The sequence below is a fragment of the Melghirimyces algeriensis genome, from assembly GCF_900182565.1.
In the GTDB taxonomy this organism is placed as follows: domain Bacteria; phylum Bacillota; class Bacilli; order Thermoactinomycetales; family DSM-45169; genus Melghirimyces; species Melghirimyces algeriensis.
Genome location: NZ_FXTI01000001.1, coordinates 166,649 through 183,271, shown reverse-complemented (window position 1 = coordinate 183,271; position 16,623 = coordinate 166,649). Strand labels below are relative to the sequence as shown.

The following is a 16,623-nucleotide window of genomic DNA, read 5'->3' as shown; positions in this document are numbered from 1 at the left end:
GGTGGACGGCCTCTGCGGGTGCAACCCGGTCTTACGGGTGCACCCCATCAGATAACGGCGATTGCCGGATACGTTCTACTCGGCCCATTGCCTTTCGACGCACAGCTCCAAGGTGAGATCGCCTGCCATACCGCGATTCCGGTCTCAGCCATCCGGAACTCTCTGTGACACAGGTGATAACAGGGAATAGCCTCTTCATAGCATTTTTCTTTCTATTTTTTGAAATAAATTCCGTTTGCGATAAATAAATATAGCCTCTGGGCATTCCATACCCGTCCGCAATGATAATCGAATCGGGCAGGACCTGCCGCAGAGGCTTTTATCCTCACGGTGTACACCATCAAGATGGTGTTGGTGCCACTTGGTCACAGTCCCCGCCACCTTGGCGGGCGGAACCCTAGACACCCTCCTACACGGTCGCGAACTGTTGGTTGTTCGCTGTGATAACCATGTTTCATTATTTAGATGATATTATAGCTAGGGTCGGATTCAATTGTCAACAGATTATTTGTAAAAATGATATTAATCTGTGACGGCCCCTTTGGAGGCTGAAGAAACCAACCGGGAATACTTGTGGAGCACCCCACGGGAAGCGGGAAGCGATGGAGCTTTCCAATTTTTCCGGCGCTGTTCCAACTCAGCTTCGGTAAGGTTAACAGATAGCTCCCGTTTTTCGCTGTCAATCGTGATCCGGTCCCCATCCTGAATCAAAGCGATCGGTCCCCCCACTTGCGCCTCCGGCGCCACATGCCCGATGACAAAGCCATGGGAACCACCGGAAAAGCGCCCATCCGTAATCAGAGCAACCTTTTCTCCAAGCCCTTTTCCGACGAGAATTCCCGTAATAGAGAGCATTTCCGGCATTCCCGGTCCTCCCTTGGGTCCTTCATAGCGGATAATGACAACATCTCCCTCTTTTACCTGATCGGAAAGGATCGCTTTTGCAGCATCCTCTTCATTGTTAAACACCTTGGCCGGTCCTTCGATCCGGGTCACTTTCAGCCCGGATACCTTAGCTACCGCTCCTTCGGGAGCAAGATTTCCTTCCAATACGACGAGGGGGCCGGTTTTACGGAAGGGGTTGTCCAATGGACGAATCACCTTCTGTTCCGGTTTGAGCGAGTTCGCTTCCGATAAATTTTCCGCAAGGGTTTTTCCCGTAACCGTCAAGCATTCTCCATGAAGCAAACCGGCATGCAACAGTTCTTTCATCACCGCAGGAACCCCTCCAACTTCGTGCAGATCCTGCATCACAAAACGCCCACTGGGCTTCAAATCCGCAATATGAGGTACCCTTTTTCGAATCCGTTCAAAGTCGTGAATCGTTAAATCCACATCGACCGCATGGGCCATCGCCAATAAGTGGAGAATCGCATTGGTGGAACCACCCAGAGCCATGACCACGGTGATTGCATTCTCAAAAGCCTTTTTCGTCATAATATCTTTGGGACGAATTCCCTTTTTTAGCAACTCAACAACAGCTTTTCCCGCACGATAACAGTCTTCTCGTTTATATTCCGATTCAGCAGGATTGGAAGAACTCCCCGGCAAGCTCATCCCCATCGCTTCAATAGCGGATGCCATCGTGTTTGCGGTATACATCCCACCGCAGGACCCCGCTCCGGGACAGGCATGACATTCAATCTGATGCAATTCCTCGTCACTGATCTCCCCTTTGTTATGCTGGCCCACCCCTTCAAAGGCGGAAACAATGTCAATGTCCTTGCCATCCACATTTCCGGGACGAATGGTTCCTCCGTAAACAAACACTGCCGGAACCTCAGTCCGCCCAATGGCAATCATACATCCAGGCATATTTTTGTCACAGCCGCCGATCGCCACATATGCGTCCAAACGCTCAGCGCCAACCACTGTTTCAATGGAATCCGCAATCACTTCCCGACTGGGAAGAGAATACCGCATGCCCTCATGTCCCATGGAAATTCCGTCCGATACCGTAATGGTATTGAAGATCAAAGGTGCTCCCCCGTTTTCCTTGGCCCCCTCCTTCGCTCGTTCCGCCAGCTCGCGGATATGGATATTACAAGGCGTTACCTCACTCCATGTACTGGCCACTCCTACCATCGGCTTTTGAAAATCGTCATCTTGAAACCCAACAGCCCGCAGCATGGCTCGATTGGGAACGCGACTCTTCCCTTCACTGATCACCCGACTTCGAATTCTGAGGTCCTGTTTTGATTCCCTGTCTGTTGTCATAACGCTCCCTCCAACCCTTTGAAAAGATAGTTGTTGAACAGTGTAAATTATTTTTCAAAAACTGTCACGCTCTTTTTTTATTTTTCGCTGAATTTCAATCTTCAGGAAAGATAAGGAAAAGGGAAAAGGTTAAATACACCCTAGCTATTGACATTTTAATTCATGATATGTAAAATTCGATAGGGTAATATTTCACTTAGTTAACTATTTAAACAACCCATTTATGGGGGGATGGTTTTGGATCATCGCAAAGTACTCATTAACCAGCTGGAAGATACCTTTCGAGCGGTATTCCGTCAGATCCGACGGGACTTACAGGAATTATTTGGAGACGAGATCAATGGCAGTGAATTTGGCTTTCTCAAGCACTTGATTGAGAATGGTCCACAAAAACCGTCCAGTCTGTCTGTGAAGTTAAACGTATCAGCCAGTCATGTCACAAATGTAACGGATGCACTGGTTCGAAAAGGATGGATTCGCCGTCGTCGTTCCTCGGCGGACAAACGTGTGATTGAATTGGAAATCACATCAGAAGGAATCGAAACATGCAAACGCGTGGAAAAAAACAAGGTGGACTATTTTAGACATAAGTTTGACTCCCTTACCACAGAAGAGATTGAAACCCTTCAACAGCTGCTTCAAAAACTTCATAAAAAATGAAAGGGGCGGGATAAACAGATGGAACATCTGCATCTCAGACAAAAGATCACGATTATGCTGGCTATTATGGCTTCTCTTCTGTTTGCCAGCCTCAATCAAACGATCGTGGGAACAGCTTTGCCTGTCATTGTGACTGAGCTGGGAGGAATGGAGTTTTTTAACTGGGTGTTTACGATTTACATGTTAACTTCCAGTGTGACTGCCATCCTGGTAGGAAAATTATCCGACATATACGGTCGAAAGGTCTTTATCCTGTCCGGACTGGGCCTTTTTATGATCGGAACCTTCCTGTGCGGAACATCCACCACCATGACTCAATTAATTCTTTATCGTGGACTGCAAGGGTTTGGCGGTGGATTAATTATGTCCACTTCCTTCGCTTCTGTCGGTGATCTCTTTTCCCCGCGGGAACGTGGTAAATGGCAAGGACTGTTGGCGGCTGTATTTGGCTTGTCCAGTGTTTTTGGTCCCACATTGGGAGGATATATCGTAGATCACTTTGATTGGCATTGGGTTTTTTGGATTTTTCTCCCGATTGGGTTGATCGCCTTTATTCTGATCCTTCGCCTTTTCCCTAAAACCGACGTTGGCGAAAAGAAAAAAATCGACTATCTTGGTTCGCTGTTTTTGGTTCTCACCATTATTCCCTTATTGCTCGCCTTTACATGGGCAGGAAATGAATATGCGTGGAGTTCCATCCAGATCGTAACACTCTTTTCTTTCTCCGTTCTCTCTTTGGTCGCATTTCTATTCACAGAAAAACGGGCGGAAAACCCCGTTCTTCCCTTGTATCTGTTTCAAAACGGTGTTTTCTCTCTATCCAATTTCATTGGATTTTTAATTGGAATCGGCATGTTTGGAGCGATCATGTATATGCCCTTCTTTATCCAGGGGGTCATGGGAACATCCGCTTCCAAAAGTGGATTCGTTGTCATGTTCATGATGTTAAGTATGGTATTTTCCAGCACCATTACCGGACAGGTTGTCACCCGAACCGGCAAGTATAAAAAGATTGCCCTGTGTGGATTGGCCATTATGGGTCTGGGAATGTACCTTTTGAGCCAAATGACAACAGAAACCACCAACATTACTGCTGCTTTAAACCTGGTTGTGGTTGGATTCGGTCTGGGAATGGCATTCCCTATTTTTAACCTGATCATCCAAAATGCAGTTCCTCACCGTGAGTTAGGTGTCGCAACCGCTTCGATCCAGCTGTTCCGTCAGGTTGGAGGAACCGTTGGCGTTTCCGTGATGGGAACCATTATGTCTTCCACGATGAAATCTGAGTTGAGTGAAGGAATAGGAAAGATGCAAAAAGGGAGCTTGCCTCCCCAACTGGCAGAGAAATTCAAAGAATTAAAAGACCCGCAAATTCTTCTCTCTCCTGATCATTTGAATCAGATCAAGAGCCAGCTTCCCCCGGAAATGAGCAGTTTCTTTGATTCCTTTGTCCAATTTATGCGAGAAGCCATGAGTTCCGGTCTGTCTCATGTCTTTTTGGCAGGCATGGGGGTCATTTTGTTGGCATTTGTATTAACCTTCTTTGTTCAGGAAATCCCACTTCGAACCAGTAACCAGGATTCCGAGGCTCCATTGTCCACCAACACGCAACCCCAAAACTGAATTTCCCCCTCCCCCCGGTTGTAACCGGGGTTTTTTAAAAAAACTTTACCTTCCCTTTATATTTTTTCCAATCCCATCAACTAAACTCTTAGAGGAAGGAGGGAAAACCAATGAAAAATGTCCTTACTCTGATTTGCATCGTTGCTGTCACATCAGGGCTGTTGATGGGAGTTGCACCGGATGTCCATGCCAAATCATACACAGCTACTGTGGAGTCCGTATCTGATGGAGATACGATCCGAATCCGGGAAACGATCAAAGGAACCAATAAGATTCGCCTGCTCTCCATTGATACACCAGAAATGTACTATCATGGGGAAAGCCAGGAACCTTGGGCCACGCAAGCCAAAACGTACCTTCAACAACTTCTGCCCCCCGGCACGTCCATCACATTGGAAACCGATGTGGAGGAAACAGATGATTATGGTCGCCTGTTAGCCCATGTCTGGAAAGGAAACCGGAATATAAACCATGAGATGGTTCGCCAGGGTTATGCCGTTACCTATTTTATCTGGCCCAATATCCAAGGGATCACTTCATTCCGTTCATCACTGGTTGAAGCCAAAAGAAACGAACTCCAGATCTGGAATGCCTCCAATCCCCTCCCTGAGCTGCCGTTTGAATTCCGACTCCGTGCCTCTGGCCGCCAACCGGAAAAATATGTAGGAAATGTTCAAACTCACACATATGTCCAACCGGACGCATATCAACAAGTCCCTGTGGAAGATCGAATATTCTTTTGGAGCGAAGCCGACGCCCGGCAAGCTGGCTATACTCCCGCAGACCAAAACGAAGGACATATTCTGCTCAACGAAGTGATGCCCGACCCTCACACCTCATTCAAGCATGAGTTTGTGGAATTGTACAATCCCGGAGATCAACCAGTAGACATCAGTGGATATATCATTGACGATCGGGTTGGGGGAGGTTCCTCTCCATACACGATTCCTGACGGAACAGTCATTCCCGCCAAAGGCTACTGGATCTGGGAACCCGATTATTACTTCAATAACGCCGGAGATGATGTCACACTGAAATCTCCCGACGGCACCATCATCGATCAATATTCATACCAATTCTCCTCCAATGACGCTTCCTGGTATCGCTCTCCCGATGGCGGAAGCTGGTCTGAAACCATGGATCAAACCCCAACCAAAAAGGATCGTAATCAATGAAGTGACCCCCCTTCCAATTGGGGGATCACTTACATGGTTACGCCGAAATTCCTGATCTCTACTTGGGGCGATACCGTTATCCTGGCACGGGACAGGGCCTTTCCCCAGTCGTCCTGTTCTTTGTTCCATGCATCGTATGGATATTCCCTTGCATAAACTCCCAATCCCAAAGGATCAACCTGATGTTTTTGCAGTTTTTCCACTAGGGCTTCGTTTTCTTTTTTTAATCGATGTTCCAGAAGAGATTCCATACGCTCAGGGTGCTTGTTAAGATCAAACGGAAACAGGCGTTCCGTTACGACTACTTCGACATTCACATCAATATTAAACACAAACCGACCTTGATGATAATCGGTTTTTACTTTAAGGGAATGGTCCTCAACCTTCAGATTGATCTGGCTTTCTCCGTCTTCATCGTGATTTTCTGACAGATTTCAGTTGAAACATCAAAGGGATCGATTCTTTCATTTTTTGTTGCAACAAAAGGTACTTTCTTTCTGATTGAGTGACCCCACATACGTTCCGTTCGGGTTCAACAGAGCCGTCCCTGTTACCATCACTTCATTTCCCTTCATAGTCATTTCCGATAGATAAGGGGTGATTCGTTTGTCCAATATCTGGCGGTGAAACTGAAACAATCGCGTTAGAACAGCCCTTCCCTTCCCTTCCGGTTGGATAAATCCAGTATTTCCCGTATAACCACCGCTAAGCGCCCTTTGTCCTTTGTGTCCGCGTACATGATATCCCGAACCGGTCCATCCACCGCTACTACCCGTGCATTGGTTTCGTTTTGGGGATCGCGAAAGAGAACGTCCAGAAAGGGAAAGACGTCCCGTTCTTGCTCAAGTTGCAATGAAAGCCCTCCCCTAAGAGCCATCTCTTTTAGAGAGAAAAGGGGTACTCCAAGTTAATTGGAATAAAATAGATAAACCCTTTGATATATGAGAAGTATGCGTATCGTTAATCGATATGTTCCAAACATTCATGATAAAAAAGGTATGACTCCTCTGCTTTCATCTTCCGGAAAATCAGAGCCTACGGGAATGATTGCCCCTCATTAAACGCATTTGGTGTCATCACACTAACCATTTATGAAATAATGATCAAAAACCTCCAACCGTACATCCCGGTTGGAGGTTTCTTGTCTACTGATCAACTATATCCCTTTTACAGAGCGGCTAAATGGAACCCTCCTACAAAACCGCTGTATCTTCAGCAGATGTTCGTATATCCCCCGCTGCCTTAAGACGAAACCGAACACTTTTTCCCGGAAGGTAAGAGAGGGGAATTTCCTCGACAGAAATCAAGCGAACCGTTTTCGGATCAGCCCCTTGTCGGACAGTGGCCTCAAACGTTTCCTTTTTGAGATGCTGATACACGTAATCCCGCGATTCCTCTTCCAGTGAAACAATCCGCTCCACTTGAGCCCCCACTTGACCCAGAGCGGCTCCGACCGCATTCGCCACCTCATGGTGTGGAGGTCGAATCACTTGGGAAGCTCCTGTCAGCTCATCAGGGAGTAAAGAGCTTCCACCACCAACCAAAATGACGGAAACAGGAGAGGGCCCTCCTTTTATACGATCAATCGCTTCCTCTACACGATTTTTCACCACAGACATCGCTTTTTGTGAGCGTTGTTTTTCTTCCTCTGTCACACTCATGAAAGGAGTCCATCCAATTCTGCCGATTGCAGCAGCGGCATCCGTCAAGGTCCAGGTACTCCCTCCAAAACATCGAGCAAGTTGCGTCAAACGATGGCCTACGCTGTCCGGACCCAGACAGATATCCTCCGGACCTCCCCGTATAACCGTTCCTCCTCCCACACCTACCGACAACAAATCCGGCATGGAGGCATTGATCTTCACACCCCCAATTTCCGCAGGGTCTATCGACTCTCTCGGAAAGCGATTGGACACCATTCCCACGTCCGTAGTGGTTCCACCCACATCCACTACCACTGCATCTGACATTTTGGAAAGATGAGCCGCTCCCCGCAAAGAATGAACAGGACCGCAAGCGATCATGCGGATTGGAAACCGTCGGGCCATTTTTTCCGGCATCATGGTCCCATCATTTTGTCCAAAGAAAATATTTGCCTGCATTCCCGCTTGCTCTAAAGCTCTCCGAAATCCTTCGATCACCCTGTTAGCCGTTCGGTTCAGTGCAGCATTTAATATGGTTGCATTTTCCCGATCCAACAATCCCAGTCCTGCCAATTCTCCGGAACGGGTAACAGGAATGGATGCGCCCAATTCCTCCCGGACAATCTCCGCTGCCAAATCTTCATCAGCAGGGTCAGTCGGCGCGAAAACCGCAGTGATGGCAACTGCATCCACCAATCCTTTCATCTGTCGACAAGCATGGCGAATCTCCTCTAAATCCAACGGAACGATGGGAGTGCCATTATATTCCCTTCCACCTCGGACAAGAAAGTAAACCGAACCAATCGCCTTCTTTAGGTCCTCCGGCCATCCGACCATCGGAGGCACGGATCGAGTGGCCGGTGCTCCAATCCGAATCATGCCTACACGGGATAAATTCTTCCGTTCCACCACAGCATTGGCACAATGCGTGGTACCCAGCGTTGCCAGTTTCACCTGCCGGGGATGGATTCCGCTTTCTTTTCCCAAACGCTCAACAGCCTCTCTGATCCCGGAGTCTACATTAGCCGTCGTAGGAACCTTCACTCCATGAACACAGCAGAGATTTTCATCCAACAACACAGCATCCGTATGGGACCCTCCCACATCCACACCCATTCGGTAATGCATCATACACTCCCCTGAATCGTTTTTGGTATCGGTACATAATCAAAGGGGTATCCAAACCGGCGGGGACCAACCAAATTCAGCCCATCCACTGTGCGCCATTTGGGATGGCAGGGAAGTCCAATCACTACGGTCCGCATTCCGTAACGGATTTTCTCCGTCGTAACCGGAGTCCCCGTTTCTTCATCCAGAACACAGATCAAATCGGGAGTGGTGGCAATCACTTTCCCTTCCCCCTGGGCCGCGAGAAACTCATTCTGAAACAGTAACTCACACTCCCGTTCCCGGTAGGAACCCGTCCCGGTCAAACAAACCTTTCCTTTTGCAAAGCCGCTTTCGGTTCGGCGTTCCACATCCACCACTTTTCCTTGAAATAATAACACCGCTTCTAACTGCTCGATCATGGATTGAACGGGAGAATTCTCCCGACTGTGGAATTGGCGCAACATTGAGCCCACCCGTTCAGCCAGAGAGAGTGTTCCAGGAATGGCACTCTGTTTGACCTGTTCCCCCCGTAAAGGATAATCCAGTACAGCGACCGATCCTCCCATCCGAACCGTTAACTCCCGTGCCAGCCCTTCGTACCAATCCCCATCCGCAGGATAGAGTACCGCAGTATTGCCTTTTTCATCCGCCAAGACGGCCGGTTCGGGTGATAATCCATTCAGATGAAAGACCGTCATATGGACTTCGGGAAAGGCACGTCCCATCGAGTCCGCATCTACCACAGGGATTCCCTTCTGGGCAGCTAATACCAGAGGAAGGAGAGAATTGACCCCACCCGCTTCCACAGGCATAATCGCTTCGATTGTTTTTCCCAAGAGCGTCTCCATCCGTTGATAAGCATTGACCAACTCCTGACCTCCTGGAATTTTTTCAACCAGGACGGTTGGTGCCCCCATCATGCCAGCAGGGACAACCAATGAATCCCGATCCAGCTCATCCACTGTTATCAGACGTACCGGGCCATATTCTTCAATCGCATGAATGGCCATCCATTGACCAAGGCTAGGATCTCCACCGCCTCCGGTTCCGAGAACCGCCGAACCTACCGCAATATCACTCACTGACTCCCGCGACAGTTCCCTCACGAAACTTCCTCCTTTATGCGATCAGGCAGTCACCTTTTTTTCCTTCTCACGATTCCCCTGTGTGGGAAACAGCCGACCAATCAGCCACTGCAAGAGAAAACCGACAAGAATACCATCCATGGCAGGAATCGTTGTAAACTGAAACCACCCAAATCCTCCCGGCGCGGGTGTGGTGGCAAAGGAAACGAAAGAAGCCCCCAACCAAGCGATCATGGAACGCCACCAAAAAACAGGCATCTTTTGTTCACGAATGTAAGCAAAAGAAAAACGGGAACGATCCAGCAGAAAATACTCCGCAAGATAAATCCCTCCGATGGGTGATACAAGCACCGTGAGGTAGGAGAGAAAATCGGTAAAGTGGTTGTAGATGCCGAAGAAAGCAATGAAACTTCCCACAATTCCGGCAATCAATGTGATCCAGACCTTGGACAGTTTTCGAAAGACGACGGACCAACTGAGAGAAGAGGAATACAGATTGTTATCATTGGTTGTCCATTGAGCGAGAATCAAAATCAGCATCGCTGGAATGCCCATACCCAAAGAGGTGAATATCTTCACCAAGTCACCCGTACCCGTTACTTTGGACAGAAAAATAGCAATAAACAACATCAGGCTGTTACCGATGAGAAAACCAAAAAAAGCCGATAAAACAGCATCCTTTTTCGTTCGTGCCCAGCGAGCCACATCTGGGGAAATCACCGTTCCCACCAGGAAAATTCCCACCACGAAAGAAATTGCCATTCCCAGTGTTAAAGGTTCTCCAGCGGGAAGAGCATTCAGTTGGTTTCCACCATTACCGGCAAAAGCAAAAACCACAGAGCTGATCAGCAAACCGACCATAAGCGGAACCGACCAAATGCTCAATTTTTCAACCGCGCGGTAGCCGAACACCGCCGTGGTTGTCATAAGAAGCCCACCGACTAACGATAACACGCTCTCCGGTGGAGTAACCCCTGACAACTGTTCCAGCAGGGCACCGGCACTTGCGCCAAAGAAGCCGGCCTGTACTCCAAACCAACCAAACAGCGAAACTCCGATGACACCTGCCACCAGACGAGCACCATATTCCCCGAAAACAAACCGGGAGATCATCGCTGTAGACAAACCCGTCATGGCCCCAACATAGGAACACAAAGAGCTAAAGACGGCCAACACCAAGGAACCGATCACCACAGACAAAAGTGCCTGATCCAAAGGCATTCCAGCTCCCAATTGACCTCCCAGCAGAATGGAGGATAAATCGATACCAATAGCAATCCATACCAAGCTTAAAGACCACCAACGCTTGCGATCAGATAAGGGAACAGGCTGCCTTTCATAATCCTGCCAGTGAAATTTCTTTTCCACCCTGTACACCTCCAAGGATCAAATGATTCCCTGCAAAAAGGAGTTGGTCCAACCTTATTTCTCCGGTAACGGCACATTAGGATCGCGATTTTCAGGTGACTGTGAAGTGGTTGTGTTGTTGGAACTGACCGGGGATTCACTCGTATGAAAATACTGTTGTCCCCAAATAAATCCAAGCAAGGTTACTGTTACAATCAGTAACGTCAACAGCTCCTGTTTCCTTCTCCTTCGTTTCTTTTCCTCTGAAAAATCGGAAATACCTTTTTTGTAAGCGTCCAGCAAGTACTCAACGGCATCCAACATGGATTCCATTGTCATATCCGGCTCCAACCCTTGTTCAATCAACTCCTTCAGCGATGTTGGCAAGTCGGAATGTTGCAGTCCTCCCTCCATCCGAGACCTTTCTTCCATTCGATAACCTGTCAACAAAAAGTACAAAAGATATCGCCACTGTTCATCATCTTTTAGTTTAGCGAAATTTCGAAAACCAAAGAGGATAAAATAAGGTCGATTGCCATGAATCATAATGTTTAAAGGGTCCAATGAAGCAGTCAAGGGCAGGGCAAGATTGGACATCCAGATGGCTCCTCGCAATAACTTACGATAAAGAGTAAGTGCCGCATACGGGTCCATTCCTTTTCCTGGATGAACCAGCTCTGATAACGGGTCACCAGCAAGCGGCGGATGAACCATCACTAAGCGGTCCATCTCTTCGCGAACATCCAGCACAGGTGGAAGGCATTCATGACAAAGATGCAGAAAAACTTCTGAAGCCCCAGGAGGAAGGGGTCTCTTCAATTGTACTTCCTGCAAAAACACATGTGTACCCTCAGCAGATCGCCCCAAAGCCAATCGGGTGGAATAAATATGAACAACGTCCTGATCCGAAACTGGGTCATCCATCAACTCCCCTGTTTTCTTGATCAACTCCCAACCCCTCCCTTGCATGTAATGGATAATTAAGGCTGAAAATTAACTTACCGGAAGTATACCATATAATAGAAATATAGAATACGATATTTTATAGCAAAAATACATTTTTTAATGTTGAATACAGCAAAAAACCTCGTTTTATAGAAGAAAACGAGGTTTCAAGGGCATTGTCATGCATTTACTTTTTGTTTAGCCAAATTGGCCAGCTCTGAGAATGCTTTTTTATCATTAACAGCCAAATCAGCCAGCATTTTACGGTTAACTTCCACACCGGCCTGCTTCAAACCATGCATCAGCTTATTGTATGAAAGTCCGTTCATACGAGCTGCTGCATTGATCCGGCTGATCCATAAACGGCGAAAGTCACGCTTTTTCTGACGCCGATCGCGATAGGCATAAGTGAGTGACTTCATCACTTGCTGTTTGGCTGTTTTGAAAAGCGTCCGTTTCGAACCAAAGTATCCCCGGGCCAACTTTAACACTTTTTTGCGACGACGGCGAGTCACATACCCACCTTTAACACGTGCCATAATCCATTCCCTCCAACTCAGCGCTTATATATTTCCCGTGTCAGACCCACATGCATAGGGGGGTCTTACTTATAGGCAATCAGTTGTTTGATGCGTTTGACATCTGATTTGCTCACCGTAGTGGACTTACGCAACTTGCGTTTTGCCTTTTTCGGCTTGTGTTCCAGCATGTGGTTCATAAAAGCATGATTCCGTTTGATTTTACCGGAGCCGGTTTTGCTGAAACGCTTGGCAGCAGCGCGGCGAGTCTTCATTTTCGGCATCTCAAGTCCTCCTGACTGTCAATTGTTTTTTTCCTTTTTCGGCGACAGGATCATGATCATATGGCGGCCTTCCATCTTGGGTTGCCGCTCCACATCACTGATATCCTTCACTTCCTCCGCCATGCGGACGAGGATCTGCCGACCCAAATCCTGGTGTGTAATCTCCCGACCGCGGAAACGGATCGTCAATTTCACTTTGTCGCCCTTGTTAAGAAATTTTTTCACATTACGAAGCTTGGTGTTTATATCATGTTCTTCAATGGAAGGGCTGAAGCGGATTTCCTTAACTTGAATGGTCTTTTGCTTTTTCCGGGCTTCCTTTTCCCGCTTGCTTTGCTCGTAACGGTATTTACCGTAATCCATAATCCGGCATACCGGTGGTTTGGCCTTGGGAGCCACATTCACAAGATCCAGGTCCGCCTCCTGGGCCAGGCGAAGGGCCTCCCGGAGCGGTTTAATGCCCAATTGGTTGCCATCCTGATCAATCAAACGCACTTCACGGGCTCGGATTGCCTCGTTGATCAGTTGTTGTTCTTTGCTAATAACCTGCCACCTCCGAAGGAGAATTCAATATCAAAAGCAAAAAAGTGCAGGCAGACGCCCACACTTTTTGATCCCGTCATCCAGAACCGATAACCTGTCAACTTCAGCGTCGATCAGGTGAGAAGCGGGGCGCTTCTGCTTAAATACTATTCGAATCCTACCATGAAAGCTGGTTTATGTCAAGATAGAAGGGATCAAGGAAAGGAAAATACATTTCTGGATTTAACGCTTGTCCTCTTTTTCCTTTTGCATCCTTTGAATCAACGCATCTACATCCTGAGCCCCTTGATCACCCTGGACTCGATCACGAACCGCAACCGTTCCCTCTTCTTTCTCTTTTTGACCCACCACCAACATATAAGGCACTTTCTGAAGTTGGGCTTCCCGGATCTTATACCCAATCTTTTCAGAGCGGGCATCCAACTCCGCCCGGATTCCAGCTTTTGTAAGGCGGTCGACTACCTCTCGGCCATAATCGTTGAAAGAATCACTGATCGTCATCACCTTTGCTTGAACCGGAGACAGCCAGAAGGGTAACGCGCCCTTATAATACTCCAGCAAGAAGGCAACAAAACGTTCCATGGTTCCAACAATCCCCCGATGGATCACCACGGGACGATGAGGTTGGCTGTCTTCTCCGATATACTCCAGCTCAAACTGGTTGGGCAAGTGGAAGTCCAGTTGAACCGTGGACAAGGTTTCGTCCTTGCCAAGGGCGGTCTGTACCTGGACATCCAGTTTTGGACCGTAAAAGGCAGCTTCTCCTTCCGCTTCCACATATTCCAACCCCAGCTCATCCATCGCTTTCTTCAACATTTGCTGACTTTTTTCCCACATCTCATCGTTCTGGATATATTTCTTTTTGTCCTCAGGGTCCCGATAAGACAGCCGATACCAAAAATCCTTGATTCCAAAGTCTTTATAGACTTCCTGGATCAGTTGGACCACCCGCGTAAACTCTTCTTTAATCTGATCCGGTCGACAGAAAATGTGGGCATCATTCAAAGTCATCGCCCGAACCCGTTGCAATCCGGACAATGCCCCGGACATTTCATACCGGTGCATCATTCCCAGCTCTGCAATTCTGACCGGAAGGTTCCGATAGCTTTTCAAATCACTTTTATACACCATCATATGATGGGGACAATTCATCGGACGCAAAACAAGTTCTTCATTGTCCAGCTTCATGGATGGATACATATCTTCCTGATAGTGATCCAGGTGTCCGGATATTTTATACAGTTCCTTGCTGGCTAAATGGGGAGTGTAGACGTGATTATATCCCATTCTTTCTTCTTTATCCACAATATACCGCTCAATAATTCGTCGGATCGTCGCCCCATTGGGTAACCAGATTGGCAATCCCTGCCCCACTTCCTGGGAGAGGGTAAAGATTTTCAAATCCTTGCCCAGTTTACGATGATCCCGTTCTTTCGCTTCTTCCAACTGTTTAAGGTACGCTTCCAACTGGGACTTTTTCGGCCAGATGGTTCCATAGACCCGTTGCAGCATCGGGTTGTCCGAATCCCCTCGCCAATAAGCTCCAGCTACGCTCAGCAGTTTAAACGCCTTTAACTTCCCGGTCGAAGGAACATGCGGACCCCGGCACAGGTCAAAAAACTCTCCCTGTTCATAGATCGTGATCTCCTCATCCTCCGGAAGTTCCCGAATCAGTTCCAGTTTCAAATGATCCCCCAATTCTTCATAGATGCGAAGCGCTTCCTTCTTGGAAACCACTCGCCTGCGAATGGGCAGGTTCTCCTTGACGATTTTTTTCATCTCTTCTTCAATTTTAGGAAGGTCTTCCGTTGTCAGTCGGTCAGGAATATCCATGTCGTAATAAAATCCGTTATCGATCACTGGACCGATCCCTAATTTTACGTCAGCGTAAAGACGTTTTACTGCCTGAGCCATCAGGTGGGCCGCACTGTGCCGATAAACTTCCAATCCCTCCGGATCATCCAATGTTAAGATCCGCACCTCTGCCCCATCCGGCACTTCACGGGTTAAATCGACCGTTTGTCCGTCTATCTGCCCTGCAATCGCTTTTTTCATCAAACCACGACTGATGGACTCCGCCACGTCTTCTACCGTCACCTTCTCCTCATAGCTTCTGACTGAACCGTCCGGTAACTTGACAGCCACTCCCATATCTCTTCACTCCCTTTGGCAAAATAAAAAAACACTCTCCCGGAAGGGACGAGCGTTGTTTCGTGGTTCCACCCTTTTTCGACCGCAAGTTCTCCCACCGGGAAAACCTCGATCCTCCATACACATTAACGGTGTGCGAAACCGGCAACTGTTACTTGCCTTTTCCAGGCGTTCCCAGTGCAGCTCAGAGGGGGTCATCAACCACCCAGAGGGTTCAGAGGCTTACAGCCGATGGCCTCTGTTCTCTGGAAACCGTAAGTGGATGATGCTGTCCTCATCATAGCCCACAATTTGATTAAAAAGTTTACGTCATTATACCGCCAACAAATAAGAACCGTCAACCCTTAACAGATGCTTCGTCATCTCCTCAGATGAGGTAAACAGCTGGAACATCCATCACATAAGGTCATTCGCGATTCAAACACCTGTTCTAATGTCCGAATCACATTCTCTTCTGGATTCTGTGTGTGCAAAACCACCTGTTTCGGTGCCACCGTGAGAAGGGTACTGACAATCAGATCTTCATGAGAAAACGGTTGTTCCAACAAATCCTGCGCGATTGAACCCATATCCTTCAGTTGAAGTGGATCGCCTTTTCGGTCCAGTAAGCGAAACTGCCGTTTTTCAATATGAAGGACATGCACCAAAGAGCATTTGGGCTGTTGAATGGAGACAAAATACCGAAGTAGTTCAATAAATTCCCGATACTCCTGTTCCAGCAAAAACTCATCAACAGCATGCTCCACCAACCGGATCAACCCATCCCGATAATGTTTGAGGCGAAAATGAAAGAAGCCATCCACAGCCAAAACATGATGCTGGTTTAAATATCGCATCACTTGCCGTGCCATGCGTTCCTTTCGTTTCCGATAAGGGGGTTCATCTGCTTCAGAATCGTCAAGTAGATGAAGTGCATACTGTTCAATTTTCCGACTGTCGTCTGGATGACGGAAATGAAAAACCCGCTGAATAATTTTTCGAATCACATGAGGTTCATTGACCGTTACAATATACTCTGCAACCGTCATGCCCAGTGATTTCTGAATCTCTTTCTCCCCATTCATTCTCTTCTTTCGATTATGATTGAATAAAAGAAAAACAGTACGGTTTCCCATCCTGATCTCCTCGATATCCCAATCCAGTCCCGTCTGTCCCATTCTTTTCAATTGGGCGCGTAACAGTACCCGCATTTGGTCCGCTTCCCAGCCATTTCTGGGGCCTGGAACTGAGATCCGATAAGAAGGCATAGCCCGCCCCCCTGCTTTGTCCATGATTTACCCTAGTATATGGAAGGATGGGGTACGGTATTCAGGAAAAGCACG

General features: G+C 47.7%; 15 protein-coding genes and 1 other annotated feature. Of the genes, 3 read left to right on the top strand and 12 right to left on the bottom strand.

Translation table 11 applies throughout. The features are described from left to right. Positions 1–522 precede the first annotated feature (522 nt). Complete coding sequence (gene ilvD / locus FN782_RS00825) at positions 523–2,217, bottom strand: dihydroxy-acid dehydratase (protein ID WP_142503876.1); 1,695 nt, start codon at positions 2,215–2,217, stop codon at positions 523–525. A 237-nt stretch (positions 2,218–2,454) separates the two neighbouring features. Between ilvD and FN782_RS00820 the strand changes: the two genes are divergently transcribed. The 3 genes from FN782_RS00820 to FN782_RS00810 all read left to right on the top strand — a co-directional run bounded on the left by FN782_RS00820 (position 2,455) and on the right by FN782_RS00810 (position 5,675). Beyond that, a complete protein-coding gene (locus FN782_RS00820) occupies positions 2,455–2,877 on the top strand; it encodes a MarR family winged helix-turn-helix transcriptional regulator (RefSeq protein ID WP_185955953.1) in 423 nt (140 codons plus the stop codon). An 18-nt stretch (positions 2,878–2,895) separates the two neighbouring features. Then, on the top strand, positions 2,896–4,500 hold the full coding sequence (locus FN782_RS00815) for an MDR family MFS transporter (RefSeq protein WP_142503874.1): 1,605 nt from the start codon (positions 2,896–2,898) through the stop codon (positions 4,498–4,500). A gap of 110 nt (positions 4,501–4,610) precedes the next feature. After that, the gene (locus tag FN782_RS00810; protein ID WP_142503873.1) at positions 4,611–5,675 is read left to right on the top strand and encodes a thermonuclease family protein; all 1,065 of its coding nucleotides are present in this window, start codon (positions 4,611–4,613) and stop codon (positions 5,673–5,675) included. Positions 5,676–5,704: 29 nt separating this feature from the next. Here the strand turns inward: FN782_RS00810 and FN782_RS00805 are convergent, their stop codons facing one another. The 11 genes from FN782_RS00805 to ytxC form a co-directional block, all read right to left on the bottom strand. After that, a complete protein-coding gene (locus FN782_RS00805; protein WP_142503872.1) occupies positions 5,705–6,106 on the bottom strand; it encodes a Ger(x)C family spore germination C-terminal domain-containing protein in 402 nt (133 codons plus the stop codon). Between the two features lie 212 nt (positions 6,107–6,318). Beyond that, positions 6,319–6,528: a Ger(x)C family spore germination protein gene (locus FN782_RS00800; protein WP_142503871.1), complete on the bottom strand. Its 210-nt coding sequence runs from the start codon at positions 6,526–6,528 to the stop codon at positions 6,319–6,321. Positions 6,529–6,868: 340 nt separating this feature from the next. Next, complete coding sequence (locus FN782_RS00795) at positions 6,869–8,446, bottom strand: hydantoinase/oxoprolinase N-terminal domain-containing protein (protein ID WP_142503870.1); 1,578 nt, start codon at positions 8,444–8,446, stop codon at positions 6,869–6,871. Beyond that, positions 8,446–9,534 carry an S-methyl thiohydantoin desulfurase family protein gene (locus FN782_RS00790; RefSeq protein ID WP_142503869.1) on the bottom strand — a complete coding sequence of 363 codons (1,089 nt, stop codon included), beginning with the start codon at positions 9,532–9,534 and terminating at the stop codon, positions 8,446–8,448. The genes FN782_RS00795 and FN782_RS00790 overlap by 1 nt, the downstream gene beginning before the upstream one ends. Before the next feature lie 21 nt (positions 9,535–9,555). Then, entirely contained in the window at positions 9,556–10,881 is a 1,326-nt protein-coding gene (locus FN782_RS00785; RefSeq protein ID WP_142503868.1) for a cytosine permease, read from the bottom strand. Between the two features lie 54 nt (positions 10,882–10,935). Beyond that, positions 10,936–11,808: a serine/threonine-protein kinase gene (locus FN782_RS00780; protein WP_142503867.1), complete on the bottom strand. Its 873-nt coding sequence runs from the start codon at positions 11,806–11,808 to the stop codon at positions 10,936–10,938. Positions 11,809–11,984: 176 nt separating this feature from the next. After that, the gene (rplT, locus tag FN782_RS00775) at positions 11,985–12,344 is read right to left on the bottom strand and encodes a 50S ribosomal protein L20 (RefSeq protein WP_142503866.1); all 360 of its coding nucleotides are present in this window, start codon (positions 12,342–12,344) and stop codon (positions 11,985–11,987) included. 65 nt (positions 12,345–12,409) lie between these two features. Continuing rightward, positions 12,410–12,607, bottom strand: a complete 198-nt coding sequence (gene rpmI, locus FN782_RS00770) for a 50S ribosomal protein L35 (RefSeq protein WP_142503865.1) — start codon at positions 12,605–12,607, stop codon at positions 12,410–12,412. 18 nt (positions 12,608–12,625) lie between these two features. After that, positions 12,626–13,150 carry a translation initiation factor IF-3 gene (gene infC, locus FN782_RS00765; protein WP_185955996.1) on the bottom strand — a complete coding sequence of 175 codons (525 nt, stop codon included), beginning with the start codon at positions 13,148–13,150 and terminating at the stop codon, positions 12,626–12,628. 32 nt (positions 13,151–13,182) lie between these two features. Then, positions 13,183–13,297, bottom strand: a sequence feature (ribosomal protein L20 leader region). Positions 13,298–13,372: 75 nt separating this feature from the next. Continuing rightward, positions 13,373–15,301 carry a threonine--tRNA ligase gene (thrS, locus tag FN782_RS00760; RefSeq protein ID WP_142503863.1) on the bottom strand — a complete coding sequence of 643 codons (1,929 nt, stop codon included), beginning with the start codon at positions 15,299–15,301 and terminating at the stop codon, positions 13,373–13,375. Positions 15,302–15,660: 359 nt separating this feature from the next. Continuing rightward, positions 15,661–16,548, bottom strand: coding sequence for a putative sporulation protein YtxC (gene ytxC, locus FN782_RS00755; RefSeq protein ID WP_185955952.1), 888 nt, complete (start codon positions 16,546–16,548; stop codon positions 15,661–15,663). Positions 16,549–16,623: the final 75 nt, after the last annotated feature.

Excerpts from the sequence above, each read along its gene's own strand:
- ilvD (WP_142503876.1), bottom strand. The coding sequence starts at position 2,217 with ATGACAACAGACAGGGAATCAAAACAGGACCTCAGAATTCGAAGTCGG.
- FN782_RS00815 (WP_142503874.1), top strand. The coding sequence starts at position 2,896 with ATGGAACATCTGCATCTCAGACAAAAGATCACGATTATGCTGGCTATT.
- FN782_RS00810 (WP_142503873.1), top strand. The coding sequence starts at position 4,611 with ATGAAAAATGTCCTTACTCTGATTTGCATCGTTGCTGTCACATCAGGG.
- FN782_RS00795 (WP_142503870.1), bottom strand. The coding sequence starts at position 8,446 with ATGCATTACCGAATGGGTGTGGATGTGGGAGGGTCCCATACGGATGCT.
- rplT (WP_142503866.1), bottom strand. The coding sequence starts at position 12,344 with ATGGCACGTGTTAAAGGTGGGTATGTGACTCGCCGTCGTCGCAAAAAA.
- rpmI (WP_142503865.1), bottom strand. The coding sequence starts at position 12,607 with ATGCCGAAAATGAAGACTCGCCGCGCTGCTGCCAAGCGTTTCAGCAAA.
- thrS (WP_142503863.1), bottom strand. The coding sequence starts at position 15,301 with ATGGGAGTGGCTGTCAAGTTACCGGACGGTTCAGTCAGAAGCTATGAG.
- ytxC (WP_185955952.1), bottom strand. The coding sequence starts at position 16,548 with ATGCCTTCTTATCGGATCTCAGTTCCAGGCCCCAGAAATGGCTGGGAA.